The sequence below is a fragment of the Acidocella sp. C78 genome (assembly GCF_907164655.1).
Genome location: NZ_CAJQZK010000060.1, coordinates 253,108 through 275,903 on the forward strand (window position 1 = coordinate 253,108; position 22,796 = coordinate 275,903).

The window sequence follows — 22,796 nt, forward strand, 5'->3', positions numbered from 1 at the left end:
TCCGGAGTGGCGCGGTTCAGGCCGATTTGGCGATACGGTCGAACTGTTGCAGCCGGGCCAGCAGGGCGGGCATCTGGTCCAATGGAATCATGTTCGGCCCGTCGGAGGGCGCGTGGTCGGGGTCCGGATGGCACTCGATGAAGACCGCGGCGCAGCCGACCGCGAGAGCGGCGCGGGCGAGCACCGGGGCGAATTCGCGCTGGCCGCCCGAGGCGGTGCCCTGGCCGCCGGGCTGCTGGACTGAATGGGTCGCGTCGAACACCACCGGGTAGCCGGTCTGCGCCATGATCGGCAGGGCGCGCAGGTCGGAGACCAGGGTGTTGTAGCCGAAGGAGGCGCCGCGCTCGGTGAGCAGGATGCGCTCGTTGCCGGTGCTGGCGATCTTGGCGGCGACGTTGCGCATGTCCCACGGCGCGAGGAACTGGCCCTTCTTGACGTTGATCGCCCGCCCGGTATGGCCGGCGGCGAGCAGCAGGTCGGTCTGGCGGCAGAGGAAGGCGGGGATCTGCAGCACGTCCACCGCCTCGGCGGCGGGGGCGCACTGGGCGGCGTCGTGCACGTCGGTCAGCACGGGGATGCCGAATTTCGCCCGGATATCGGCGAGGATCTGCAACCCCTGCGCCATGCCGACGCCGCGGCCGGCGGAAAGCGAGGTGCGGTTGGCCTTGTCGTAGCTCGACTTGAAGATCAGGCCGATGCCAAGCTCGCGCGTCATGTCCGCGAGCGCGCCGGCGACCTCGGTCGCATGCTCGGCGCTCTCGATCTGGCAGGGGCCGGCGATGAGGGTGAAGGGCAGGTCGTTGCCGACGCGCAGATCGCCGATCTCGACCGTCTTCATGATCATACCAGCCTCATCTGCTTGACCGCCGCCTCGATGAAGCCGGCGAAGAGCGGATGCGGGTCGAAGGGTTTCGATTTCAGCTCGGGGTGGTACTGCACGCCGATGAACCAGGGATGGTCGGGGTATTCGACGATTTCCGGCAGCAGCCCGTCCGGCGAGAGGCCGGAGAAGCGCAGGCCGGCGGATTCCAGCCGCTCGCGGTAGTGGATGTTGACCTCGTAGCGGTGGCGGTGGCGTTCCTCGATCGTCGCGGCGTCGCCATAGACGGCGCGGACCAGGCTACCCTCGACCAGGGTGGCGGCATAGGCGCCGAGGCGCATGGTGCCACCGAGATCGCCCTCGGCGGCGCGGCGTTCGATCTCGTTGCCGCGGGCCCATTCGGTGAGCAGGCCGACCACCGGCACCTCGCAGGGGCCGAATTCGGTGGAGGAGGCCTGGGGCAGGCCGGCGAGGTTCCGCGCCGCCTCGATCACCGCCATCTGCATGCCGAAGCAGATGCCGAGGAAGGGGACATCGCGCTCGCGGGCGAAGCGCACGGCCTCGATCTTGCCGCCGGTGCCGCGCTCGCCGAAGCCGCCGGGGACGAGGATGCCGTGCACCCCGTCGAGCCGGGCGACGGCGCCGGGCTGCTCGAAGATTTCGGAATCGACCCAGTCGAGCCGGACCCGCACCCGGTTGGCGATGCCGCCATGGGTCAGCGCCTCGCCGAGCGACTTATAGGAGTCGAGCAGGTTGGTGTATTTGCCGACGACGGCGATGGTGACCTCACCCTCGGGATTGCGCACCGTCTCGACGATGCGGCGCCAGCGGCCGAGATCGGGCTCGGCATCGTGCGGCAGGCCGAAATGGCGGAGCACCTCGCGGTCGAGCCCGGCCTCGTGATAGGAGATCGGCACCTCGTAGATCGTGCTCACGTCGAGTGCCGGGACCACCGCCTCGGGCCGGACATTGCAGAACAGCGCGATCTTGCGGCGCTCGCCCTCGGGGATCGGGCGGTCGCAGCGGCAGATCAGCATGTGCGGCTGGATGCCGACATTCAGCAGTTCCTTGACGGAATGCTGGGTCGGCTTGGTTTTCAGCTCGCCGGCGCTCGGGATGTAGGGCACCAAAGTGAGGTGGACGAACATCGCGTCGTGCGGGCCAAGCTCGTTGCCGAGCTGGCGGATGGCTTCGAGGAAGGGCAGGCTCTCGATGTCGCCCACCGTGCCGCCGATCTCGACGAGGACGAAATCAAGCCCGGCGGTGTCGCGCAGGATGGCCTGCTTGATGGCGTCGGTGATGTGCGGGATGACCTGCACGGTGGCGCCGAGATAGTCGCCCCGGCGCTCGCGGGCGATGACCTCGGAATAGATGCGGCCGGTGGTCGCGTTGTCCGACTTGGTGGCGTGCACACCGGTGAAGCGCTCGTAATGGCCGAGATCGAGATCGGTCTCGGCGCCGTCGTCGGTGACGAAGACCTCGCCGTGCTGATAGGGGCTCATCGTGCCCGGATCGACGTTGAGATAGGGGTCGAGCTTGCGCAGGCGGACCGAATAGCCGCGGGCCTGAAGCAGCGCGCCGAGGGAGGCGGAGGCGATACCCTTGCCGAGCGAGGAAACCACGCCGCCGGTGATGAAGACATACCGGGTCATGGGCTTTCGCCATAGCAGAGGGCGGCGCGGTGCAAAACCCCGCGCCGGGCGAATGAGGGGGCGCGCATTACTGCTTTGCCGGCGCCGGGGCGCTCTGCGCGGGTTTCGCCGGAGCCGCGGGCTGGGATGTCGCCGGCTTGGCAGCAGCCGGCGCCGTGGGAGCCGATTCGCCAGGGACGGGCGGCAGCGGGGCGAGCGGCGAGGCGGGGGCGGCCTTCTTCGCCGGACTCGCCGGCGGCGGCGCGTTCAGGATCGCCTCGGCCGAGCCGCCGCCGCTGTGCCGGTAGAGCAGGGCGAGAACCAGCGAGAGCACCATGAACAGCGTGGCGAGGATCGCGGTGACCCGGGTGAGCAGGTTGGCGGTGCCGCGCCCGGTCATGAAGCTGCCCATGCCCTGGCTGGTGCCGAGGCCGAGGCCGCCGCCCTCGCTGCGCTGGATCAGCACGACGCCGATCAGGGCAATGGTGATGAATGCCTGGAGGACGAGCAGAACGGTAATCATGGGAGCGTGGCGGCCTTTCGGAGTGACGCGCGGTTCTAGAGCATCAGCCCGCCGGATGGAACCGTCCGGCGGCCTGATGCCCGACTGTCGGGTCGATGCCGTGCTCTAGTCCCGCGGGGCGGCGGAGGCAATCGCGAGGAAGTCCTCTGGCTTGAGGCTGGCGCCGCCGACCAGCGCGCCGCCGACCTCGGGCAAGGCGAGCAGGGACGCGGCGTTGGAGGGCTTGACCGAGCCACCGTAGAGAATCGGCATCGTCGCGCCGGCGGCGCCGAGCTGGCGGCGCAGCGCGGCACGGATCGAGGCGTGCATCGCGGCGACATCCTCCTCGGTGGGCGTGCGGCCGGTGCCGATCGCCCAGACCGGCTCGTAGGCGATGACGCCGGGGGCGAAGACGCCGGGCACGGTCTGGCCGGCCAGCTCCTCCGGCAGGCTGCCGGCGAGCTGGGCGCGGACCACGGTTTCGGCCTCGCCGGAATCGCGCTCGGCCTCGGTTTCGCCGACGCAGATGATCGGGATCAGGCCGGCGGCGATCGCGGTGCGCGCCTTCTCGCGCACGATCGCGGAGGATTCGCCGTGATCGGCGCGGCGCTCGGAATGGCCGAGAATGACATGGGTGGCGCCAAGCTCGGCCAGCAGATCGGCCGATAGGTCGCCGGTATGCGCGCCGGAGCGCTGCACCGCGCAGTCCTGCGCGCCGAGGGCGACCGGGGCGCCGTCGAGGGCGGCGCGCAGCGGGGCGATCAGCGGCGCCGGCGGACAGATCAGCAGATCGGCGTATGCTGCGGCGGCACGCAGCCCCGCCGCATAGGCGGCGATGCCGGCGAGCGTGCCGTTCATCTTCCAGTTTCCGGCGATCAGCTGGGGCATGCGCGTCTCCCTTCCCAATGGCGCGACGGAGGTAGACGAGGCGGGGCCGGGTGGCAATCGGGCGCGCCCGTGGTAAGACGCGGCTTTCCCGCTGGATGAGGTTGCTGCCGCATGCTTTCGATGATTCGCCAACTGCTCGACAACTGGATCGTGCGCGCCTTTTTCGTCGTGCTGATCGGCGTGTTCGTGTTCTGGGGCGTCTCCAGCGTGGTGATGGGCGTTGGCGCGTCCAACGCGATCGCGACGGTGGGCGGGCGGCCGATCAAGATCGAGGCGGTGAATGCCGACTACCAGCGGACGCTGAACGCTTACGCGACGCAGAACAGTGGCCGCGAGCCGAGCAAGGGCGAGCGGCGGCTGTTCGCCGAGCAGGCGCTGGGTTCGGCGATCGACCGCGCGGCGATGCAGCTCGATGCGCGGCGGATGGGGGTGGTGGCGCCGCCCTCGGCGATCCGACAGCAGGTATTCGCGATCCCGGCGTTCCACGGTCCGGACGGCAAGTTCGACAAGGCGACGTTCAACGCCGTGCTCGCCAATCACAGCCTGACGCCGGCGACATTCATGGCGGAGATCGCCAGCGGGCTGAAATCGTCGCAGATCATCGATGCGGTGACCGCCGGGGTGAGCGCGCCGGCGCCGCTGGTCGACCAGATCTTTGCTTATGCCGCGCAGGAGCGGACGGTGCAGTTCGCGCAACTGCCCTTCGCCGCCGCGACCCCGCCGCCGCCGCCGGCCGAGACCGTGCTGCGCCGCTACTGGCGGGATCATCCGGGGCGGTTTTCGACACCCGCCTTGCGCGATGCCGACGTGGTGGTGCTCTCGCCCGCGCTGATCGCCAAGGGCGAGACGGTGACGCCGGCCGAGATCGCGGCGCAGTATCAGCAGGAGAAGGCGAAATTCGCGCAGGCGCCGCAGCGGACCGTCGAGATCGTCACCGCCGAGGACGCGAAGAGCGCCGCGGCGCTGGCGAAGACCTGGAAACAAGGGGCTGACTGGGCGGCGGTGCAGAAGGCGGCGGCGGCGGCGAGTGCGACCGCTGTCGTGATGACCGATGCGAAACCCTCCGACCTGCCCTCGGCGGCGCTGGCCAAGGCGGTGTTCGCGGCAACGCCGGATGAGGTTTCCGCACCGGTGAAGGGCTCGCTCGGCATCTATGTGTTCAGGGTGACCAAGGCGGTGGCCGGCGGCGACAAGCCGCTCTCGGCGGTGGCGGACCAGATCCGCGCCGAGATCCAGCTGCGCAAGGCGCGCAACGTGGTGGACAATACGCTGAACCACCTGCAGGACGCGCTGGCGGGCAGCACGGCGCTCGGCAAGCTGCCGGCGAGCCTGCATCTGGCCAAGGCGCGGGTGAGCGTGGACCGCGAGGGGATGACGGTGGACGGCAAGCCGGCGAGCATTCCCGGGCCGGCGCCGCTGCGCCAGGCGATCGACAAGGCGATTTTCGCCACCGCCCCCGGCAATTCGCCGCGGGCGGTGAGCGGGCCGGGCGACAGCTACTATGCCATCGCCGTGCACCGGATCATCAAGCCGGCGCTCAAGCCCTATGACAAGGTGAAGGCCGACGTGCTGGCCGACTGGACCGGCGCGCAGGTGGAGCGGCAGGAAGAGGTCGCGGCAGCGAAGCTGCTGACCGCGGTGAAGGGGGGCAAGACCCTGACGGCAGCGGCCTCGGCGGCCGGGCTGACGGTGACGACCTCGGCGCCGATGACGCGCGCCAAGCCCGCCAAGGGCGTGCCGCCGCCTCTCGCCCAGGTGGCGTTCAGCCTGAAGAAGGGCGAGCCCACGATGGTGCAGACGCAGGCGGGCTTCGTCGTCGGCGTGGTGAGCGACATCGCCGAGCCGAAGCCGGGCAGCAACGAGGCGTTCCGCCAGCGGGTGGCCGAGTCGCTCGGCCAGTCGATGCAGAACGACGTGCTGCAGACCTATGCCGCGGCGCTGCGCCAGCGCGACCATGTGACGATCAACACGAAGCTGCTGAACCAGATCAGCAATTGAGGCCCGCGAGATGACATCCGAGACCGACCAGCACGCCCGTTTCCGCGCCGCCTACGATGCCGGGCGGGGCGCGCTGGCCTGGCGACTGCTCGCCGCCGACCTGATCACGCCGGTCGCCGCCTTCCTCAAGCTCGCCCATGGCACGGCGCATTCCTTCCTGCTGGAAAGCGTCGAGGGCGGGGCGGCGCGCGGGCGCTATTCGGTGATCGGCTTCGCCCCCGACCTGATCTGGCGGTGCGACCGCGGCCAGGTGAGCGTGAACCGCGACCCGGCGGCGGACGCCGAGGGCTACACCGCCGATCCGCGCCCGGCCTTCGAGAGCTTGCGCGACCTGATCGCGGCGACGACGCTCGACCTGCCGGACCACCTGCCGCCAATGACCGGCGGACTGGTCGGCTATCTCGGCTATGACATGGTGCGGCTGATGGAGGCGCTGCCGGCGGACAAGCCGGACGTGCTCGGGATTCCCGATGCCGTGCTGATGCGGCCCGGGGTGTTCGCGATTTTCGATTCGGTGCGCGACGAGATCACGCTGGCCGCACCGGTCTGGCCGCGCGCGGGGGGTTCGGCGGCGGATGCCTGGAGCATGGCGACCGGGCGGATCGAGGCGGCGATGGCGGCCCTTGACCGGCCGACGCCGGCGCTGCCGGGCCATGCCGCGCCGGCCGGGCCGGCGACCTCGAACATGAGCGAGGACGCGTTCCGCGCGATGGTGCTGCGGGGCAAGGACTACATCGCCGCCGGCGACGTGTTCCAGGTGGTGGCGAGCCAGCGCTTCGAGCAGGAATTCACGCTCCCGCCCTTCGCGCTCTATCGCTCGCTGCGACGGATCAACCCCGCACCCTTCCTGTTCTTCCTCGATTTCGGCGCCTATCAGGCGGTCGGCTCCAGCCCTGAGATCCTGGTGCGGCTGCGCGACGGCACGGTGACGATCCGCCCGCTCGCCGGCACGCGCCGGCGCGGGGCGACGCGCGCCGAGGACGAGGCGCTGGAGACCGAGCTGCTGGAGGACCCGAAGGAGCGCGCCGAGCACCTGATGCTGCTCGACCTCGCGCGCAACGATGTCGGTCGCGTCGCCGAGATCGGCTCGGTCAACGTGACCGAGAGCTTCGTGATCGAGCGGTTCTCGCACGTGATGCACATCTCCTCGAATGTCGAGGGCCGCATCCGGCCCGAGGCGGACGCGCTGGACGCGCTGATCGCCGGCTTCCCGGCGGGCACGCTCTCGGGCGCGCCGAAGGTGCGGGCGATGGAGATCATCGAGGAGTTCGAGCCGAGCCGGCGCGGGCTCTATGGCGGGTGCATCGGCTATTTCGCCGCCAATGGCACGATGGATACCTGCATCGCGCTGCGTACCGCGCTGATCAAGGACGGGCGGCTTTATGTCCAGGCCGGGGTCGGCATCGTCGCCGATTCCGACCCCGATGCCGAGCTTGCCGAGAGCCACGCCAAGGCGCGCGCGCTGTTTCGCGCCGCAGAGGATGCCGGCCAGTACGTCACCCCCAACGAGGCGCCGGCGCGATGATCCTGCTGATCGACAATTACGACAGTTTCACCTTCAACCTCGTCCAGTTCTTCGGCGATCTCGGGGCGGAATGCGCGGTGCACCGCAACGACCGGATCAGCGTCGATGAGGCGATGGCGATGCGGCCGGAGGCGATCGTGCTCTCGCCCGGGCCGTGCACGCCGAACGAGGCGGGGATCTGCCTCGACCTGATCGCGGCGGCGGCGGGCAAGGTGCCGATTCTCGGCGTCTGCCTCGGGCATCAGGCGATCGGCCAGGCCTTCGGCGGGCGGGTGATGCGCGCGCCGGTGCCGATGCATGGCAAGATCTCGCCGATCCGGCATCAGGGGTCGGACGTGTTCGAGACGCTGCCCGACCCGTTCGAGGCGACGCGTTACCACTCGCTGATCGTCGAGCGCGAGAGCCTGCCGGAGACGCTGATCCCCACCGCCTTCACCGAGGACGGGCTGATCATGGGGTTGCGGCACCGCGACTTGCCGATTTTTGGCGTGCAGTTCCACCCGGAGAGCATCGCGACCGCCCACGGGCACACGCTGCTGCGCAACTTCCTCGGCATCGCCCGCGGGCGGAACCAGGGGGCGGGCGAGATCCTCGCCGATCTCAAGCCGGTGCTCGACCGGCTGGGGCGGGGGGAGACGATGTCCGAGGAACTGGCCGAGGCGGCGTTCGGCGCCGTGATCGACGGCAAGGCGAATGACGCGCAGATCGCCGGGATGCTGATGGCGATGCGGGTGCGGCGCGAGACGGTGGCGGAGCTGACCGGCGCGGTGCGGGCGATGCGCGCGCGGATGCGGCCGATCGCCGCACCGCCGGGAGCGATCGATGTCTGCGGCACCGGCGGCGACGGCGCGGGCACGCTCAACATCTCGACCGCGGTGACCTTCGTGCTCGCCGGTGCCGGCGTGCCGGTGGCCAAGCACGGCAACCGCGCGCTCTCCTCGCGCGCCGGGGCGGCGGATGTGCTGACCGCGCTCGGCGTGCCCGTGGAGCCTGAATTCGAGCGGCTGGCGGCGATTCTGCGCGAGGCGGGCTGCGTGTTCCTCTACGCGCCGCGCCACCATGCGGGGCTGCGTCATGCCGCGGCGGCGCGGATCGCGCTCGGCACCCGCACGATCTTCAACCTGCTCGGGCCGCTCGCCAACCCGGCCTCGGTGAAGCGGCAATTGGTGGGTGTGTTCGATCCTGCCTGGGCGCGGCCGATGGCGGAGACGCTGGCCGGGCTCGGCACCGAGCGGGCGATGGTGGTGCATGGCCAGGGCCTGGACGAGCTGACCATCGCCGGGGAGAGCCATGTCGTCTCGCTCGAGGGCGGGCGGATCGTCGAGATGAATGTGAGCCCGGAGGATGCCGGGCTTGCCCGCGCGCCGCTGGAGGCGATCATCGGGGGGGATGCCGCGCACAACGCCGCGGCGCTGCGCGACCTGCTCGCCGGCGCGCCCGGCGCCTATCGCGACGCCGTGCTGCTGAACGCGGCGGCGGCGCTGATGGTGGCGGGACGGGCGGAAACCCTGCGCGAGGGCGCGGCGCTGGCGGCCCGCGCGATCGATGACGGTGCCGCGGCGGCGGCGCTGGAGCGGCTGCGACGGGCCAGTGCCGCCGCGGCCGTGGCAACAACCCGGGAAATGGCGTGATCCAATGAACGATGCGATCGAACAGGATGTGCTGAAGACGATCTGCGCCGACAAGCGGGCCGAGGTCGAGGCGGCGAAGGCGGAGACCGGGCTTGAGGAGATGCGGGCGCGGGCGAAGGACACGCCGCCGCCGCGCGGCTTCGCCCGGGCGCTGATGGATGCCGCCGCCTCGGGGCGGACCGGGCTGATCGCCGAGATCAAGAAGGCGTCGCCCTCGGCCGGGCTGATCCGCGCCGATTTCGACCCGGCGGCGATCGCCCGCGCCTATCAGGAGGGCGGGGCGGTGTGTCTTTCGGTGCTGACCGACCGGAAATATTTCCAGGGCGAGACGGCGCATCTGCAGGCGGCGCGCGAGGCGGTGGACCTGCCGGTGCTGCGCAAGGATTTCATCCTCGACGAGTGGCAGATCTATGAAAGCCGCGCGATGGGGGCGGACTGCATCCTGCTGATCATGGCGGCGCTGGGCGACGAGCAGGCGCGCGCCTTCGAGGAGCTGGCGAGCGCGCTCGACATGAGCGTGCTGGTCGAGGTGCATGACGAGGCGGAGCTTGATCGCGCGCTGGGGCTACAGGCCCGGCTGATCGGCATAAACAACCGCAACCTCAAGACGATGCAGACCGATATTGCGGTCTCGGAGCGGCTGGCGGGGCAGATTCCGCCGGAGCGGTTCGTGGTCGCGGAAAGCGGCATCCGCGACTATGCCGACATCACCAGGCTGAAGGCGGTGGGGGTGCAGGGCATCCTGGTCGGCGAGAGCCTGATGCGGCAGGACGACATCGTCGCCGCGACCCGCCGGCTGCTCGGGCTCGGGGCATGAGCCTCACCCATATCGACGAGCGGGGGGCGGCGCGGATGGTCGATGTTTCGGGCAAGGCCGAGACGGCGCGGGAAGCCACCGCCGCCTGCCATGTCACGATGCGGGCGGAGACGCTGGCGCTGGTGACCGGGGGCACGGCGAAGAAGGGCGATGTGCTGGCGACGGCGCGGATTGCCGGGATCATGGCGGCGAAGCGGACCTCCGATCTGATCCCGCTCTGCCACCCGCTGGCGATTGCCGGGGTAACGGTGGAGTTGGAGCCGGATGAGGCGCTGCCGGGCATCCGCATCGCGGCGACGGTGAAGACCACCGGGCCGACCGGGGTGGAGATGGAGGCGCTGACCGCCGCCTCGGTCGCGGCGCTGACGGTGTATGACATGCTGAAGGCGGCGGAGCGGGAGATGCGGGTCGAAGGGTTGCGGGTGATCCGCAAGTCCGGCGGGAAATCGGGCGTTTTCTGGCAGGAGTGAGCGATGATCAGCGTCGAGGCTGCACGGGCGCGGATACTGGCGCTGATGGCGCCGACCGGCGCGGAAATCGTGCCGCTGGCGGCGGCCGCGGGGCGGGTGCTGGCCGAGCCGGTGGTCGCACGGCTGACCCAGCCGCCGCATGACGTTTCGGCGATGGACGGGTTCGCGCTGCGCGCCGCCGACGGCCAGGCCGGGGCGCGGCTGCGGGTGATTGGCGCGGCGCCGGCGGGGCACCCGTTCGCGGGCACGGTGGGGCCGGGCGAGGCGGTGCGGCTGTTCACCGGCAGCGTGGTGCCGGCGGGAGCGGACGCGATCGTCATCCAGGAAGATACCGCGCATGACGACGCCTCGGTGACGCTGCACGAGGCGGCGCGGCCGGGGCGGCATATTCGCCGGGCAGGGCAGGATTTCGCCGCCGGCGAGATGCTGCTGGCGGCGGGGCGGGTGCTGGGCGCGCGGGATATCGGGCTGGCGGCGGCGGCGAACCATCCCTGGCTCGCGGTGCGGCGGCGGCCGGTGGTCGCGGTGCTGGCGACCGGCGACGAGATCGCCATGCCGGGGGAGCCGATTCCGCCGGGCGGGTTCGTCAGTTCCAATTCGCACGCGCTCGCGGCCTATATCCGCGCGGTGGGCGGCGAGGCGGTGATTTTGCCGGTGGCGCCGGACGACCGCGCCGCGATCGGCGCGGCGGCGGCGGCGGCGGCGCGGGCCGACCTGCTGGTGACGACCGGGGGGGCGAGCGTCGGCGCGCATGACCTGGTGCAGGCGGGGCTGGCCGAGCTTGGGCTCGACGTCGATTTCTGGAAGATCGCGATGCGGCCGGGCAAGCCGCTGATGGCGGGGATGCTGGGCAGCGTGCCGGTGGTGGGGCTGCCGGGCAATCCGGTCTCGGCACTGGTCTGCGCGGTGCTGTTCCTCGGCCCGGCGATCGCGCGGCTGACCGGGCGGGCGGACGAGGCGCCACCGACCGAAGCCGCGCGCTGCACCGTGGCGCTGGCGGCGAATGATCACCGGGCCGATCATCTGCGGGCGACGCTGGCGCGGGATGCGGCGGGGGGCTGGAGCGTGACGCCGTTCCCGGTGCAGGATTCGGCGATGCTGGGCCGGCTGGCAAAGGCCGATGCGCTGCTGCTGCGCGCGCCGGATGCGCCGGCCGAGCCGGAAGGCGCGATGGTGCGGGTGATCAGGCTCGACTCATGCGGGATGTGAGCGGTTGCTGATACGGGTGATCAGAAACCGCTCACAAGTCTTTGCTATTTAATAAAATCAGACAGCAAGGCTGGCCAGCAAAACGAAGACGATCAAGAACTGGACAGCGTTGACCCAGACCGAGAGCCGGTGGCCGCGCTGGAAATCCACCTGGTTGCCGGCGTCGCGCACGGCGTTGAGATGCGGCATCCATTCGAGCCAAAGCCAGAGGGTGACGCCGGTGACGATCACCGCGAGCAGCGCGTACCACGGATTGCCGCGGATCAGCAGGCCCATGGCGGCGAGCGCCGAGGTGACCGTCATGAACAGGTAGTAGCGCGGAAAGGCGGCCCGGATGAACGGGCCGGCCACGTCCGGCGGCAGTTTCGAGAAGACCAGCGGCGTCATCACCGCGCCGAAGAACAGCATGCCGCCGAACAGGGCGGCGAGCGCCATGACCGCGAGGAAGCTGCCCATCGTCGCCTCCTCAGTAGCGGTAGTCGTCGTGCTTGAAGGGACCGGCGGTCTCGACGCCGATATACTCCGCCTGGGCCTTGCTCAGCTTCGTCAGCCTGGCGCCGACCTTGGCGAGATGCAGGGCGGCGACCTTCTCGTCGAGATGCTTGGGCAGGACATAGACCTTCCGCTCGTAGCGGCCGGAAGGCGCGTTCCACAGCTCGATCTGGGCGAGGACCTGGTTGGTGAAGCTCGCCGACATGACGAAGGAGGGGTGACCCGTGGCGTTGCCGAGATTGACCAGGCGGCCCTCGGAGAGGACGATCAGGCGCTTGCCGTCGGGAAAGACGACCTCGTCGACCTGCGGTTTCACGTTTTCCCACTTGTAGTTGCGCAGGCTCTCGATCTGGATTTCGGAGTCGAAATGGCCGATGTTGCAGATGATGGCGCGATGCTTCATCGCCCGCATGTGGTCGGCGGTGATGACGTCGATATTGCCGGTGGCGGTGACGAAGATGTCGCCCTTCGGGGCGGCGTCGTCCATGGTGACGACCTCGTAGCCTTCCATCGCCGCCTGGAGCGCGCAGATCGGGTCGATTTCGGTGACCATCACGCGGCAGCCGGCGTTGCGCAGGCTGGCGGCCGAGCCCTTGCCCACATCGCCGAAGCCGGCGACGACGGCGACCTTGCCGGCCATCATCACGTCGGTCCCGCGGCGGATGCCGTCGACCAAGCTTTCGCGGCAGCCATAGAGATTGTCGAATTTCGACTTGGTGACGCTGTCGTTCACGTTGATGGCGGGGCAGAGCAGCGAGCCGTCGCGCGCCATTTCGCGCAGGCGGTGCACGCCGGTGGTGGTTTCCTCGGAAATGCCGCGGATGTCGGCGAGCATTTCGGGGTATTTGTCGTGCATCAGCTTGGTGAGGTCGCCGCCGTCATCGAGGATCATGTTCGGCGTCCAGCCGTCCGGGCCGCGCACCGTCTGCTCGATGCACCACCAGAACTCGTCCTCGTTCATGCCCTTCCAGGCGAAGACCGGCACGCCGGCCGCAGCGACACCGGCGGCGGCGTGGTCCTGGGTCGAGAAGATGTTGCAGGACGACCAGCGGATTGTGGCGCCGAGCTCGATCAGCGTCTCGATCAGCACCGCGGTCTGGATCGTCATGTGCAGGCAGCCGGCGATGCGCGCACCCTTCAGCGGCTTGGAGGCGCCGAATTCCGCGCGCAGCGCCATCAGGCCCGGCATCTCGGTTTCGGCCATCGAGATTTCCTTGCGGCCCCAGTCGGCGAGGGTGATGTCGCGGACCTTGTAATCCGTGGGCTGGCTGGCGTCGGGCATATGAATGTCTCCGTCTGGATATTGGTCGGGATATAGGGGCGGTCGGCTGATTGCAAAACGTTTCGGCGCGCGGATTACACCGCCGCGCCGAGGATGCGGGCGCCGATCGCGATCAGCAGCGTGCCGACGGTCCGCTCGATCCAGAGGCCGGCGCGGCGATAGGCGCGCTGGATGCGCGCACGCGAAAACAGCAGGGTGACGAGGCAATACCAGGCGGCTTCCTGCAGGCCGACGACCGCGATGGCGGCGAAGGTCAGCCAGAGCGGGATATGGGCGGGGAGCAGGGCCACGAAGATGCTGGTGAAGAAGATCACGATCTTCGGGTTGCCGAGATTGAGCGCGGCGCCGGAGGCTACGGCGCGCAGGAAGCCGACGCTGCCAGCGGGTCCGGCGACGTCGATTTCATGCGGCCTGGCGCGCCAGGCGCTGACACCGATCCAGACCAGATAGACGCCGCCCGCGATCTGGATCGCCTCGTAGAGCGTGGCGAAGCGGGCCATGATGATGGAAACGCCGAAGCAGGCGGCGGCGGCCCAGGTGGTGGCGGCGATGGCGACGCCAAGGCTGAGACCGAAACCGACCGCCCTGCCGCGCCCCGCCGCCGCCCGGCTGACCAGCAGGAAGGCCGGGCCGGGGCTGATGATGCCGATGAAATTGGCGAGTGCGAGTTCGGCCAGCGGCAGCGCGTAGGACGACATGGTCAGGTGTTCATCGCCTCGAAGAAGTCGTTGTTGGTCTTGCTGTATTTGAGCTTGTCGAGCAGGAAGTCCATCGCCTCGCCCGGACCCATCGGGTTGAGGATGCGGCGCAGGACCCACATTTTCGACAGGGTGGCGCGCTCGACCAGCAATTCCTCCTTGCGGGTGCCCGACTTGGTGATGTCGATGGCCGGGAAAGTGCGCTTGTCGGAAAGCTTGCGGTCGAGGATGAGTTCGGAATTGCCGGTGCCCTTGAACTCCTCGAAGATCACCTCGTCCATGCGGCTGCCGGTGTCGATCAGCGCGGTGGCGATGATGGTCAGTGAGCCGCCTTCCTCGATATTGCGCGCGGCGCCGAAGAAGCGCTTCGGCTTCTGCAGCGCGTTGGCGTCGACACCGCCGGTCAGCACCTTGCCCGAGGAGGGAACGACGGCGTTGTAGGCGCGGGCGAGGCGAGTGATCGAGTCGAGAAGAATGATGACGTCGCGCTTGTGCTCGACGAGGCGTTTGGCCTTTTCCAGCACCATCTCGGTGACCTGGACGTGGCGGGTGGCCGGTTCGTCGAAGGTGGAGGCGACGACCTCGCCCTTCACGGTACGGGCCATGTCGGTCACTTCCTCGGGGCGCTCGTCGATCAGCAGCACGATGAGGAAGGCCTCGGGGTGGTTGGCCGAGATCGAGGTGGCGATGCTCTGCAGCATCACCGTCTTGCCGGTGCGCGGCGGGGCGACGATGAGGGCGCGCTGGCCCTTGCCGATCGGGGCAATGAGATCCATCACCCGGGCGGTGTAGTCCTTCTGTTGGCCCTTGGGCGGCGGTGGCGCGTCCTCGATCTCCATTTGCAGCCGCTTGTTGGGGTAGAGCGGGGTGAGGTTGTCGAAATTGATGCGATGGCGCACCGCGTCCGGCGCCTCGAAATTGATCGTGTCGACCTTCTGCAGCGAGAAATAGCGCTCGCCTTCCTTGGGCGCGCGGATTTCGCCGGCGACGGTGTCGCCGGTGCGCAGGCCAAAGCGGCGGATCTGCGCGGGAGAGACGTAGATGTCATCCGGGCCGGGGAGGTAGTTGCTCTGCGGGCTGCGCAGGAAGCCGAACCCGTCGGGCAGGGTTTCCAGCGTGCCGTCGCCATGAATCGCCTGGTCGTTCTCGGCATAGGCCTTGAGAATGGCGAACATCATGTCCTGCTTGCGCAGCGACGACGCGTTCTCGACCTGCAGCTCTTCGGCGAGGCTGAGCAGGTCGGTCGGGGATTTGGCCTTGAGTTCGGCGAGCTTCATGGAAATTCCGCGAGGTGAGGAGCCCGTGGCGAAAAAGGGACGGGCCGATTCGGAGTATGATGGAAAATGCTCGGTGACGAGCCTGAGGCGGCGGGCGTGTCTGTCCCGCTACAGGGCAGACATGGCGCAACCGCGGCGCGAGGTCAAGATTGAACGAAAGGGCAGATCACCGCGAGATGCGGGTTTACAAGCCGGTTTTCAGGTGCAAATCCGCGTCTGGTAACGGACAGATGCGGGAAATGGTCTGATGGCATCGCAATCGGTGGCGGGTTTTGCCGGTCGGTCGGTCATACGCGCGGCGCGGGCGGCAAGCCCGGAAAGCCGGCGGATGGTGGCGATCTGGCTGTTCGTCAGCTTCGCGCTGATCGTCGAGATGTTCGGGATCGGCGCCTATGTGCAGAACATGAATGCCGGCCTGTCGATCATGACGTGGCAGCCGGTCTCCGGCGTGATCCCGCCGCTGACCCATGCGGCATGGGAGCGGATGTTCGCCCTTTACAAGACGATCCCGCAATACAAGGACCTCAATCGCGGCATGGACCTCGCCGGGTTCAAGGCGATCTTCTGGCCGGAATGGATCCACCGGATGTGGGGGCGGCTGCTGGGTTTCGACTTCGGCGTGCCGCTGGCCTGGTTCCTCTGGACCGGGCGGATCGAGCGGCGGCTGCGGCCCTGGCTGGTGACGCTGTTCGTCCTCGGCGGGGTGCAGGGGCTGATCGGCTGGTGGATGGTCGCCTCCGGCTTCCAGCCGGGGCTGACCGAGGTTTCGGTGTTCCGCCTCTCGGTGCATTACTGTTTCGCGACCCTGCTCGCGATCGCCGTGTTCGCCACGGCGCTGACCGTGCTGAAGCCCGCCGAGGCGCGGCTGCCGCCGGCGGAGGCGGCGCGGTATGCGGGGGCGCGGCGGATGGCGATGGGCTCGATCGTGCTGATCTCGATCGCCATCGTGGCGGGGACGTTCCTTTCGGGCACCCATGCCTACACGATCGACAACACCTTCCCGCTGATGCAGGGGCGCTGGGTGCCGCCGGATTACGCGGCGCTGCACCCGTTCTGGACGAATTTCTTCCTTAACAAGGCGGCGACGCAGTTCAACCACCGGCTGCTCGGCACGGTGGCGGCGGTGGGCGTGCTGGCGGCGGTGGTGGCGGCGATTCGCGCCGATCTGCCAGCGCGGGCGCGCGATGCGTTCCTGGTGATGGGCGCGCTGCTGATCGTGCAGTATATTCTCGGCGTGACCACGCTCGTTTCCAAGATTCTGGATATCGGCATCGTGCACCAGCTCAACGCGGTGCTGCTGCTGGCGGCCGCGGTGTGGGCCTGGTTCGAGCTGCGCGGGCGGCCGGCATGAGCGGGGCGGCGGCGCGGGGGGACCGGCTGGTCGGCACCTGGCTGCTCGTCATCTGCTTCATGATCTTCGGCATGGTGGTGGGCGGCGGCCATGCGCGGACGATCGGCGCGGGGTTCGTGATCCAGACCTGGCAGCCCTTCACCGGCATCATCCCGCCGCTGACCCATGCCGCCTGGGAGCGCGCCTTCGGCCTCTACAAGGCGACGGCGCAGTATCGGGCGATGCAGCCGAAAATGACGCTGGTTCAGTTCCAGTCGCTCTATCTGCCGATGTTTTTCGACCGCGACTGGGGGCGGCTGATGGCGGTGGTGTTTCTGGTGCCGCTGGCGGTCTTCCGGCTGGGGGGGCGGATCTCGAACCGGCTGACAGCCTGGCTGCTGGTGCTGTTCGGGCTCGGCGCCGGCGAGGCGACGATGGGCTGGTACATGACCTATCAGGGCGTGACGGGCAGTGTTCTCCAGCCTTCGCCGCTCTATCTCGGGCCGCATTTCGTGCTGGCGATGCTGATCTTTACCGCCATGCTGTGGACCGCGCTGACGCTGCGCAACCCCGAGCCGGCGCCGTTGCCGGGCCTCGCGCGGTTGCGCGGGCTGCTGAGCGTCTCGATCGGGCTGATCATCGCCACGATCGGGCTCGGCGCGCTGGTGGCGGCGAGCGGGGCGCTCAAGGTGTATAACACGTTCCCGCTGATGGACGGGCACGCGCTGCCGCCGCACGCGCTGGCGCTGCATCCGCTGTGGCTCAATTTCCTCGCCAACAAGGCGACGGTGCAGTTCGATCACCGGGTGATGGCGACGGTGACGGCGATCGTCGTCGTGATTGCCGCGGCGATGGGGCTGCGCGCGCCGGTAGGGGCGAAGGCGCGCGACCTGTTCCTGCTCTTGGCCGGGCTGGTTTCGCTCCAATATATTCTCGGCATGAGCACGCTGGTCTCGGGCATGGCCGAACTCGGCTATGTGCACGAGCTGAACGCCGTGCTGCTGCTCGCCGCCTGCATCGCCTGCCGCCACGCGCTGCGCGGTGCGACGGCGGCGGTGCCGCTTCCCGCCTATGAAATGAAGGCCGCTGAATGATGTCCGACACGATGCAAGACATGCTCGCCACCGCCGACCGGCTGTTCCATGGCAATGACGGGCTCGACGTGATCGAGGCGCGGCGGGCCATCGCCCCCGTGCTGGAGGCCGCCGATGATGGCGAGCTGTTCCTGGAATATCGCGAATCCGAGGTGGTCAGCCTGGATGACGGGCGGATCCGCAACGCGAATTTCGACAGCCGGCGTGGCTTCGGCCTGCGCGCGGTGACCGGCGAGGCGGCGGTCTATGCCCATGCCGGGGAGATTTCCGACGCCGCCCTGGCGCGCGCGGTGGAGACGCTGCGCGCGGCGCGGCAGGGCGATGCCGGGACGGTGGCGGTGGCCCCAGCGGCGGCGACGCGCCGGCTCTATACCGGCCACAATCCGCTGGCGGAGATGCCCTTCGCGGCGCGGGCGGCGCTGCTCGGCGAGATCGACGCCTATGCCCGCGGCGCCGACCCGCGCGTGGTGCAGGTGATGGCGAGCCTGGCCGGCGAGTGGCAGGTGGTCGAGATCGTGCGGGCGGACGGGGTGCGGGTCGCCGATGTGCGGCCGCTGGTGGTGCTGCATGTCTCCGTGGTGATGGAGCAGGACGGGCGGCGCGAATCGGGCGGCCATGGGGCCGGCGGGCGCGCGACCTATGAGGGCGTGACGGCGCCGGCCTTCTGGCGGGCGGCGGTGGACGAATCGATCCGCAAGGCGGCGCTGAATCTCGAGAGCGTGCCGGCGCCGGCGGGCGAGATGCCGGTGGTGCTGGGCGCGGGCTGGCCGGGCATTCTGCTCCACGAGGCGATCGGGCATGGGCTGGAGGGTGATTTCAACCGCAAGAAGACCTCGGCCTTCGCCGGGCTGATGGGCAAGCGAGTCGGCTCGAAGGGGGTGACCGTGGTCGATGACGGCACCATCCCCGACCGGCGCGGCTCGCTCAGCGTGGATGACGAGGGAACGCCGAGCGGGCGCACCGTGCTGATCGAGGACGGCATCCTGACCGGCTATATGCAGGACCGGCAGAACGCGCGGCTGATGGGCATGGCGCCCACCGGCAACGGGCGGCGGCAGTCCTACGCGCATCTGCCGATGCCGCGGATGACCAACACCATCATGCTGGAGGGCGAGGCGAGCCGGGAGGACATGATCCGCTCGGTCAAGCGCGGCATCTATGCGGCGAATTTCGGTGGCGGGCAGGTGGACATCACCTCGGGCAAGTTCGTGTTCACCGCCTCGGAAGCCTATCTGATCGAGGATGGCAAGGTTGGCGCGCCGGTGAAGGGGGCGACGCTGATCGGCAACGGGCCGGACGCGCTGACCCGGGTGGAGATGATCGGCAATGACCTCGAACTCGATCCCGGCATCGGCACCTGCGGCAAGAACGGGCAGGGCGTGCCGGTGGGCGTGGGGCAGCCGAGCATCCTGATGGGCGGGCTGACGGTGGGCGGCACTGCGTGATAGAGCGGCCTCCGATTCGTCGGATACCGATCACGCAGGGAATGCCGGCTGTCTGGGATAGTTCGGGGCATTTTCACGGTAGAGCACAACATCCGATCCGGATGGATCGGAAAGTGCTCCGGGGCTCCAAGGCCGCTTTTTATCCTGACTGTCGGGCCTGTTGCATTGCTCAGATCAATTCCCGATAGATTTTTTCCATATCGAGACAGACGCGTTCGATCGTGAACCGTTCCGCGCCGCGTTTCGACCGCGCGCGATATTCCGCGAGCTTCGGCGGATCGTCGAGCAGATCGCGCAGCGTCGACGCCAGGAGCTCTGGTTGCTTTGGCGGGATAAGGAGTCCGGCATTGCCGTGATCGAGCATCGCGGGAATACCATCAACATCGCTGGCGACGATGGCAATCCCGGCATGCCGGGCCTCGGCGATCACGAGCGGTCCGGGGTCAGCGTGCGAGGCAAGCACGAAGATGTCGGCCGCGAAAAGATAACGGCGCGGGTCGTTACAGAAACCAAGGAAATGGGTATGTTCGGCAATTCCGAGCTTTTCGGCCTGAGCCTTGTAGTCCTGAAGCGTCGGCCCTTCGCCCGCAAGATACAGATGGGCATCCGGATTGGTGCTCCGTAACAGGGCAAAGGCGTTGAGCAGGTCACCAACGCCCTTCCGCGGATGCATGCCGCATACGGTGAGGATGGCGGGATGGGCGAGATCGGCCGGGGTGAACGCCGCGGGCAGCCGCGGCGAGCCGACGGACCCGTTCTGTACCTGCCGCAGCTTGCGGGTCGGAACACGGGATTTCCGCATGATTTCAAATCCGGTCTGGCCGACCGTAACGACCCTCGATGCGCGCCCCATCAACCACGCCGAGCGATCGAATTCATTATGCAATGTTGTCACGACCTTGTAGCCGAGAAGCCGGTACGGTTGAACAAGAACGCTCTGAGCGGCCATGTGCACATGCAGGACATCCGGCGCGAAGTCGCGTATTGCCCGGTTCAGTTGCACATTGGCGCGGAAAAACTTGCCGATCCCGCGATGCGGCTGCTCCACGCGGTAAACCTTGACGCCGGCCGATTCCAGAAGCGGGATGAAGTCGCCGGAGGCGCAGGTATAGCCGACGTCATACCCCATCGAACGCTGCGTGATCGCGAGATCAACCGAGACATTGACGTGCCCGTTCGCCTTTCCGCAGTGATTGAGCAAGTGCATGATGCGCATGGGGGCTTATCCGTTTTCGTGAACGGCGCGTGCCGAGACGGTGCCGCGAGGCCGGAACTGCGCCATGGCGGTTTCCACGGCGGCATGGATACGGGTGCGGAACAGGGAGGCGGAAAAGCGCAGCGCGTTCTCACGGCAGAGCGCGGGCACCATCGTGGCGCTCCGGGCTTCAAAGCTGCGCACGGCGGAGACGATGGCATCCTTGGTCTGGGTCTCGAACAGAACGCCTGTCGGCGCCACGGAGTGGGCGGGAAAAATGTCTCTTGCCCCTCCCTCGGCGAAGGCGATCACCGGTGTGCCGCAGGCCTGGGCTTCCACCATCGTGATGCCGAAATCCTCTTCCGCGGCAAACACCATCGCCTTGGCCGACTGCATCAGCGACACCAGCTCGGCATGCGGAACCGGGGGCCGCAAGGTTATGTTCGGTGCCCCGGCTGCGGCTCTGCGCACCTGCGGTTCATTGGTTCCCGTGCCGACGATGGTGAGAGGGCATTCGGGCAATTCGCGGAACGCCTCGGCGATCAGTTCGATCCGTTTGTAGGGCACGAAGCGGGAGGCCACCAGATAGCCGCTCCGTGCTCCATGCCCCGGAACAAAGCGTTCGACGGCAACTGGTGGCGGAACAACTTCGGCGTCCCGGCGATACGTCTTCTGTATGCGCCGGGCGATATAGCTCGAATTGGCCAGAAAATGATCGACGCCGTTGGCGGCCATCGCATCCCAGAGTCTGATCCTGTGCAGAAGCCAGCGTATGTAAAGGCTCTTGACGCCCCGCGTCAGCCCGCTCTCACGCAGATATTGGGATTGCAGATCCCACGCATAGCGTATGGGCGAATGCATGTAACAGACATGAACCTGTTTCGGACCGGTCAGCGCCCCTTTCGCCACAGCGTGGTTACTCGATATCACCAGGTCATAGCCGGTCAGATCGAACTGTTCGATCGCAAGTGGCATCAATTGCAGGTAATTGCGGAAATGTTTCCGGGCCAGGGGCAGTTTCTGGATGAAGCTCGTCGTAACCGGGCGCCCGCCCAGGAAATTGCGGTCGTCGTCCGCAAGGAAATCGACGACCGCAAATATATCGGCCTGCGGATAGCAGTTCAGCAATTCCTCAAGCACGCGCTCGGAGCCTGCGTAGTGTTCAAGCCACTCATGAACGATCGCGATCTTCATCGGCGTTCCAGAACCTCCATGGCGATGGATTCGAGGATTGCCGCGGCACTGGCCCAGGTGAGTTGGGCGGCCCGCGCCCTGCCGGCGGCGCGAAGGCGATCCTGTTGCGACGGCGTATCCAGGATGGACGAGACGCTCTCGGCGATCTGCGCCGGATCATTCGGATCGAAATAGAGCGCGGCCTCGGCGCAGGATTCCCGCAAGGCGGGGATATCCGCGCAGGCGACCGGGCAGCCGCAGGCGAGGGCCTCGACGGGGGGTAGTCCAAATCCCTCATATCGGGACGGAAAGACAAAACATCCTGCCGCTTCGTAGAGCGCTTTCAGTTCAGCATCGCTCACGCGGCCGATATAGCGGGCGGGCTGCGGCAGTCTGCTCTCATCGGCCGTGTTGAAGGCGGCTCCCCCCATGCCGCCGGCGATCACCAGCGGCGTGCCGCGCGCGTGCAATTGCCCGGCAAGCTTGCCCAGCGCCGCGAGATTCTTGTGTGCAGACAAAGTGCCGACACCCAGTACAAACCTTCCGGGCAACAGCCCGTTCGCCCCAAGAACGCCCGGCTCGCTGGCAATACGCCGCATATGGTCGGCGCCTTCGGGCATGACGCGGATCAGGGGTTCGGGCAGGGAGAGATGGCGCGCGATCTCGCTGCGTGAAAACGAGGAGACTGTCACGATCGTCGCCTGCCGGCGGATCAGCGCTTTCTGGACGAATTTGTACCAGAGCCGGAACGTCCGTGAATAGGCGTCGGGCGTGCTGAACACCCCGGCATCGTGGATCACCACGATCTGCCGCCCCGCCAGAAGCGGCCCGGTATTGCCAAGGTTGATCAGTAGCCGGTCCTGCGCATGCAGGGGCAGTTCGAGCTGTTCCCAGATCTGCCCCTGGCGTTTTCCGATCTCGCTGGCGCCGGGCCAGGCGAGGCTGCCGCCCGGCGGCGTCAGCAACGCGACGCGGGCGTTCCGTGCCATCAGGGCTCGAGTGGTTTCGATTGCAAATCTTTGAACGCCAGAGAGCGACTGGGTAACGAACCGGCCGTTGATCAGCAGGGCAGGGGTCATACCGGCACCGGTTCGGAGAGGGGGTGATTGATGGGCGCCGGCTGCCAGACCGCCTTGGCCTCGAACTGCGCGCGGGCGGTCGCCGCGACCAGCATGGCGAGCAACAGGTAAAAATCTGGCGAGGAGATGGTCGGGCCGGATAGCAGCGCGGAGATCAACGACGAGAGAAGTGAAGCGGATGTGCCGCGGATGACGTAGCGCAGATCGGGGGCGCGGGTGATGCGCATGGCCTGTCGCGCC

Annotated in this window: 21 protein-coding genes; 9 read left to right on the forward strand and 12 right to left on the reverse strand. The window is 68.2% G+C overall.

What is annotated here, in order from left to right:
- Positions 1-16: 16 nt before the first annotated feature.
- From kdsA to tpiA, 4 genes are all read right to left on the reverse strand, one after another.
- The gene (gene kdsA, locus ACIDOCELLA78_RS81775) at positions 17-844 is read right to left on the reverse strand and encodes a 3-deoxy-8-phosphooctulonate synthase (RefSeq protein ID WP_201727561.1); all 828 of its coding nucleotides are present in this window, start codon (positions 842-844) and stop codon (positions 17-19) included.
- Entirely contained in the window at positions 841-2,472 is a 1,632-nt protein-coding gene (locus ACIDOCELLA78_RS81780) for a CTP synthase (protein WP_201727562.1), read from the reverse strand. Before ACIDOCELLA78_RS81780 ends, kdsA begins: the two co-directional genes overlap by 4 nt.
- Before the next feature lie 67 nt (positions 2,473-2,539).
- Positions 2,540-2,974: a preprotein translocase subunit SecG gene (gene secG, locus ACIDOCELLA78_RS81785; RefSeq protein ID WP_201727563.1), complete on the reverse strand. Its 435-nt coding sequence runs from the start codon at positions 2,972-2,974 to the stop codon at positions 2,540-2,542.
- 105 nt (positions 2,975-3,079) lie between these two features.
- Complete coding sequence (gene tpiA, locus ACIDOCELLA78_RS81790; RefSeq protein WP_201727564.1) at positions 3,080-3,841, reverse strand: triose-phosphate isomerase; 762 nt, start codon at positions 3,839-3,841, stop codon at positions 3,080-3,082.
- 111 nt (positions 3,842-3,952) lie between these two features.
- Here tpiA and ACIDOCELLA78_RS81795 point away from each other — a divergent pair, with 111 nt between their 5' ends.
- From ACIDOCELLA78_RS81795 to glp, 6 genes are read left to right on the forward strand one after another with little or no spacing between them, the layout of a single operon-like run.
- A complete protein-coding gene (locus ACIDOCELLA78_RS81795; protein WP_201727565.1) occupies positions 3,953-5,839 on the forward strand; it encodes a peptidylprolyl isomerase in 1,887 nt (628 codons plus the stop codon).
- Between the two features lie 10 nt (positions 5,840-5,849).
- The gene (trpE, locus tag ACIDOCELLA78_RS81800; protein ID WP_201727566.1) at positions 5,850-7,364 is read left to right on the forward strand and encodes an anthranilate synthase component I; all 1,515 of its coding nucleotides are present in this window, start codon (positions 5,850-5,852) and stop codon (positions 7,362-7,364) included.
- Entirely contained in the window at positions 7,361-8,995 is a 1,635-nt protein-coding gene (locus tag ACIDOCELLA78_RS81805) for a bifunctional anthranilate synthase component II/anthranilate phosphoribosyltransferase (RefSeq protein ID WP_201727567.1), read from the forward strand. Before trpE ends, ACIDOCELLA78_RS81805 begins: the two co-directional genes overlap by 4 nt.
- Positions 8,996-8,999: 4 nt before the next feature.
- Positions 9,000-9,812 carry an indole-3-glycerol phosphate synthase TrpC gene (gene trpC, locus ACIDOCELLA78_RS81810; RefSeq protein WP_201727568.1) on the forward strand — a complete coding sequence of 271 codons (813 nt, stop codon included), beginning with the start codon at positions 9,000-9,002 and terminating at the stop codon, positions 9,810-9,812.
- Positions 9,809-10,282 carry a cyclic pyranopterin monophosphate synthase MoaC gene (gene moaC / locus ACIDOCELLA78_RS81815; protein WP_201727569.1) on the forward strand — a complete coding sequence of 158 codons (474 nt, stop codon included), beginning with the start codon at positions 9,809-9,811 and terminating at the stop codon, positions 10,280-10,282. The genes trpC and moaC overlap by 4 nt, the downstream gene beginning before the upstream one ends.
- 3 nt (positions 10,283-10,285) lie before the next feature.
- A complete protein-coding gene (gene glp / locus ACIDOCELLA78_RS81820; protein ID WP_201727570.1) occupies positions 10,286-11,491 on the forward strand; it encodes a gephyrin-like molybdotransferase Glp in 1,206 nt (401 codons plus the stop codon).
- Between the two features lie 57 nt (positions 11,492-11,548).
- Here the strand turns inward: glp and ACIDOCELLA78_RS81825 are convergent, their stop codons facing one another.
- From ACIDOCELLA78_RS81825 to rho, 4 genes are all read right to left on the reverse strand, one after another.
- Positions 11,549-11,947: a DUF4149 domain-containing protein gene (locus ACIDOCELLA78_RS81825; protein WP_201727571.1), complete on the reverse strand. Its 399-nt coding sequence runs from the start codon at positions 11,945-11,947 to the stop codon at positions 11,549-11,551.
- A gap of 10 nt (positions 11,948-11,957) precedes the next feature.
- A complete protein-coding gene (gene ahcY, locus ACIDOCELLA78_RS81830; RefSeq protein WP_201727572.1) occupies positions 11,958-13,265 on the reverse strand; it encodes an adenosylhomocysteinase in 1,308 nt (435 codons plus the stop codon).
- Between the two features lie 74 nt (positions 13,266-13,339).
- Entirely contained in the window at positions 13,340-13,963 is a 624-nt protein-coding gene (locus tag ACIDOCELLA78_RS81835) for a LysE family translocator (RefSeq protein WP_201727573.1), read from the reverse strand.
- A gap of 2 nt (positions 13,964-13,965) precedes the next feature.
- On the reverse strand, positions 13,966-15,240 hold the full coding sequence (gene rho, locus ACIDOCELLA78_RS81840) for a transcription termination factor Rho (protein WP_201727574.1): 1,275 nt from the start codon (positions 15,238-15,240) through the stop codon (positions 13,966-13,968).
- Between the two features lie 247 nt (positions 15,241-15,487).
- On the opposite strand from rho, the gene ACIDOCELLA78_RS81845 reads away from it, so the two are divergent.
- Genes ACIDOCELLA78_RS81845 through tldD form a run of 3 tightly spaced genes read left to right on the forward strand, consistent with a single transcriptional unit; the run spans position 15,488 to position 19,109 of the window.
- Entirely contained in the window at positions 15,488-16,591 is a 1,104-nt protein-coding gene (locus ACIDOCELLA78_RS81845) for a COX15/CtaA family protein (protein WP_201727575.1), read from the forward strand.
- Entirely contained in the window at positions 16,588-17,664 is a 1,077-nt protein-coding gene (locus ACIDOCELLA78_RS81850; RefSeq protein ID WP_201727576.1) for a COX15/CtaA family protein, read from the forward strand. The genes ACIDOCELLA78_RS81845 and ACIDOCELLA78_RS81850 overlap by 4 nt, the downstream gene beginning before the upstream one ends.
- Positions 17,661-19,109, forward strand: a complete 1,449-nt coding sequence (gene tldD, locus ACIDOCELLA78_RS81855; RefSeq protein WP_201727577.1) for a metalloprotease TldD — start codon at positions 17,661-17,663, stop codon at positions 19,107-19,109. The genes ACIDOCELLA78_RS81850 and tldD overlap by 4 nt, the downstream gene beginning before the upstream one ends.
- A 169-nt stretch (positions 19,110-19,278) precedes the next feature.
- Here tldD and ACIDOCELLA78_RS81860 read toward each other — a convergent pair whose 3' ends face one another.
- From ACIDOCELLA78_RS81860 to ACIDOCELLA78_RS81875, 4 genes are all read right to left on the reverse strand, one after another.
- Positions 19,279-20,325, reverse strand: a complete 1,047-nt coding sequence (locus tag ACIDOCELLA78_RS81860; RefSeq protein ID WP_201727578.1) for a glycosyltransferase family 4 protein — start codon at positions 20,323-20,325, stop codon at positions 19,279-19,281.
- Between the two features lie 6 nt (positions 20,326-20,331).
- Complete coding sequence (locus tag ACIDOCELLA78_RS81865) at positions 20,332-21,498, reverse strand: glycosyltransferase (RefSeq protein ID WP_201727579.1); 1,167 nt, start codon at positions 21,496-21,498, stop codon at positions 20,332-20,334.
- The gene (locus ACIDOCELLA78_RS81870) at positions 21,495-22,466 is read right to left on the reverse strand and encodes a glycosyltransferase family 1 protein (protein WP_249674932.1); all 972 of its coding nucleotides are present in this window, start codon (positions 22,464-22,466) and stop codon (positions 21,495-21,497) included. Before ACIDOCELLA78_RS81870 ends, ACIDOCELLA78_RS81865 begins: the two co-directional genes overlap by 4 nt.
- A gap of 86 nt (positions 22,467-22,552) precedes the next feature.
- Positions 22,553-22,783 carry a hypothetical protein gene (locus tag ACIDOCELLA78_RS81875; protein WP_201727581.1) on the reverse strand — a complete coding sequence of 77 codons (231 nt, stop codon included), beginning with the start codon at positions 22,781-22,783 and terminating at the stop codon, positions 22,553-22,555.
- Between the last annotated feature and the right edge of the window lie 13 nt (positions 22,784-22,796).

Excerpts from the sequence above, each read along its gene's own strand:
- ahcY (WP_201727572.1), bottom strand. The coding sequence starts at position 13,265 with ATGCCCGACGCCAGCCAGCCCACGGATTACAAGGTCCGCGACATCACC.
- moaC (WP_201727569.1), top strand. The coding sequence starts at position 9,809 with ATGAGCCTCACCCATATCGACGAGCGGGGGGCGGCGCGGATGGTCGAT.
- ACIDOCELLA78_RS81870 (WP_249674932.1), bottom strand. The coding sequence starts at position 22,466 with ATGGCACGGAACGCCCGCGTCGCGTTGCTGACGCCGCCGGGCGGCAGC.
- ACIDOCELLA78_RS81825 (WP_201727571.1), bottom strand. The coding sequence starts at position 11,947 with ATGGGCAGCTTCCTCGCGGTCATGGCGCTCGCCGCCCTGTTCGGCGGC.
- ACIDOCELLA78_RS81850 (WP_201727576.1), top strand. The coding sequence starts at position 16,588 with ATGAGCGGGGCGGCGGCGCGGGGGGACCGGCTGGTCGGCACCTGGCTG.
- ACIDOCELLA78_RS81780 (WP_201727562.1), bottom strand. The coding sequence starts at position 2,472 with ATGACCCGGTATGTCTTCATCACCGGCGGCGTGGTTTCCTCGCTCGGC.
- secG (WP_201727563.1), bottom strand. The coding sequence starts at position 2,974 with ATGATTACCGTTCTGCTCGTCCTCCAGGCATTCATCACCATTGCCCTG.
- ACIDOCELLA78_RS81860 (WP_201727578.1), bottom strand. The coding sequence starts at position 20,325 with ATGCGCATCATGCACTTGCTCAATCACTGCGGAAAGGCGAACGGGCAC.
- ACIDOCELLA78_RS81805 (WP_201727567.1), top strand. The coding sequence starts at position 7,361 with ATGATCCTGCTGATCGACAATTACGACAGTTTCACCTTCAACCTCGTC.
- ACIDOCELLA78_RS81845 (WP_201727575.1), top strand. The coding sequence starts at position 15,488 with ATGGCATCGCAATCGGTGGCGGGTTTTGCCGGTCGGTCGGTCATACGC.
- trpC (WP_201727568.1), top strand. The coding sequence starts at position 9,000 with ATGAACGATGCGATCGAACAGGATGTGCTGAAGACGATCTGCGCCGAC.
- tpiA (WP_201727564.1), bottom strand. The coding sequence starts at position 3,841 with ATGCCCCAGCTGATCGCCGGAAACTGGAAGATGAACGGCACGCTCGCC.
- trpE (WP_201727566.1), top strand. The coding sequence starts at position 5,850 with ATGACATCCGAGACCGACCAGCACGCCCGTTTCCGCGCCGCCTACGAT.
- ACIDOCELLA78_RS81795 (WP_201727565.1), top strand. The coding sequence starts at position 3,953 with ATGCTTTCGATGATTCGCCAACTGCTCGACAACTGGATCGTGCGCGCC.
- ACIDOCELLA78_RS81875 (WP_201727581.1), bottom strand. The coding sequence starts at position 22,783 with ATGCGCATCACCCGCGCCCCCGATCTGCGCTACGTCATCCGCGGCACA.
- rho (WP_201727574.1), bottom strand. The coding sequence starts at position 15,240 with ATGAAGCTCGCCGAACTCAAGGCCAAATCCCCGACCGACCTGCTCAGC.
- glp (WP_201727570.1), top strand. The coding sequence starts at position 10,286 with ATGATCAGCGTCGAGGCTGCACGGGCGCGGATACTGGCGCTGATGGCG.
- ACIDOCELLA78_RS81865 (WP_201727579.1), bottom strand. The coding sequence starts at position 21,498 with ATGAAGATCGCGATCGTTCATGAGTGGCTTGAACACTACGCAGGCTCC.
- tldD (WP_201727577.1), top strand. The coding sequence starts at position 17,661 with ATGATGTCCGACACGATGCAAGACATGCTCGCCACCGCCGACCGGCTG.
- ACIDOCELLA78_RS81835 (WP_201727573.1), bottom strand. The coding sequence starts at position 13,963 with ATGTCGTCCTACGCGCTGCCGCTGGCCGAACTCGCACTCGCCAATTTC.
- kdsA (WP_201727561.1), bottom strand. The coding sequence starts at position 844 with ATGATCATGAAGACGGTCGAGATCGGCGATCTGCGCGTCGGCAACGAC.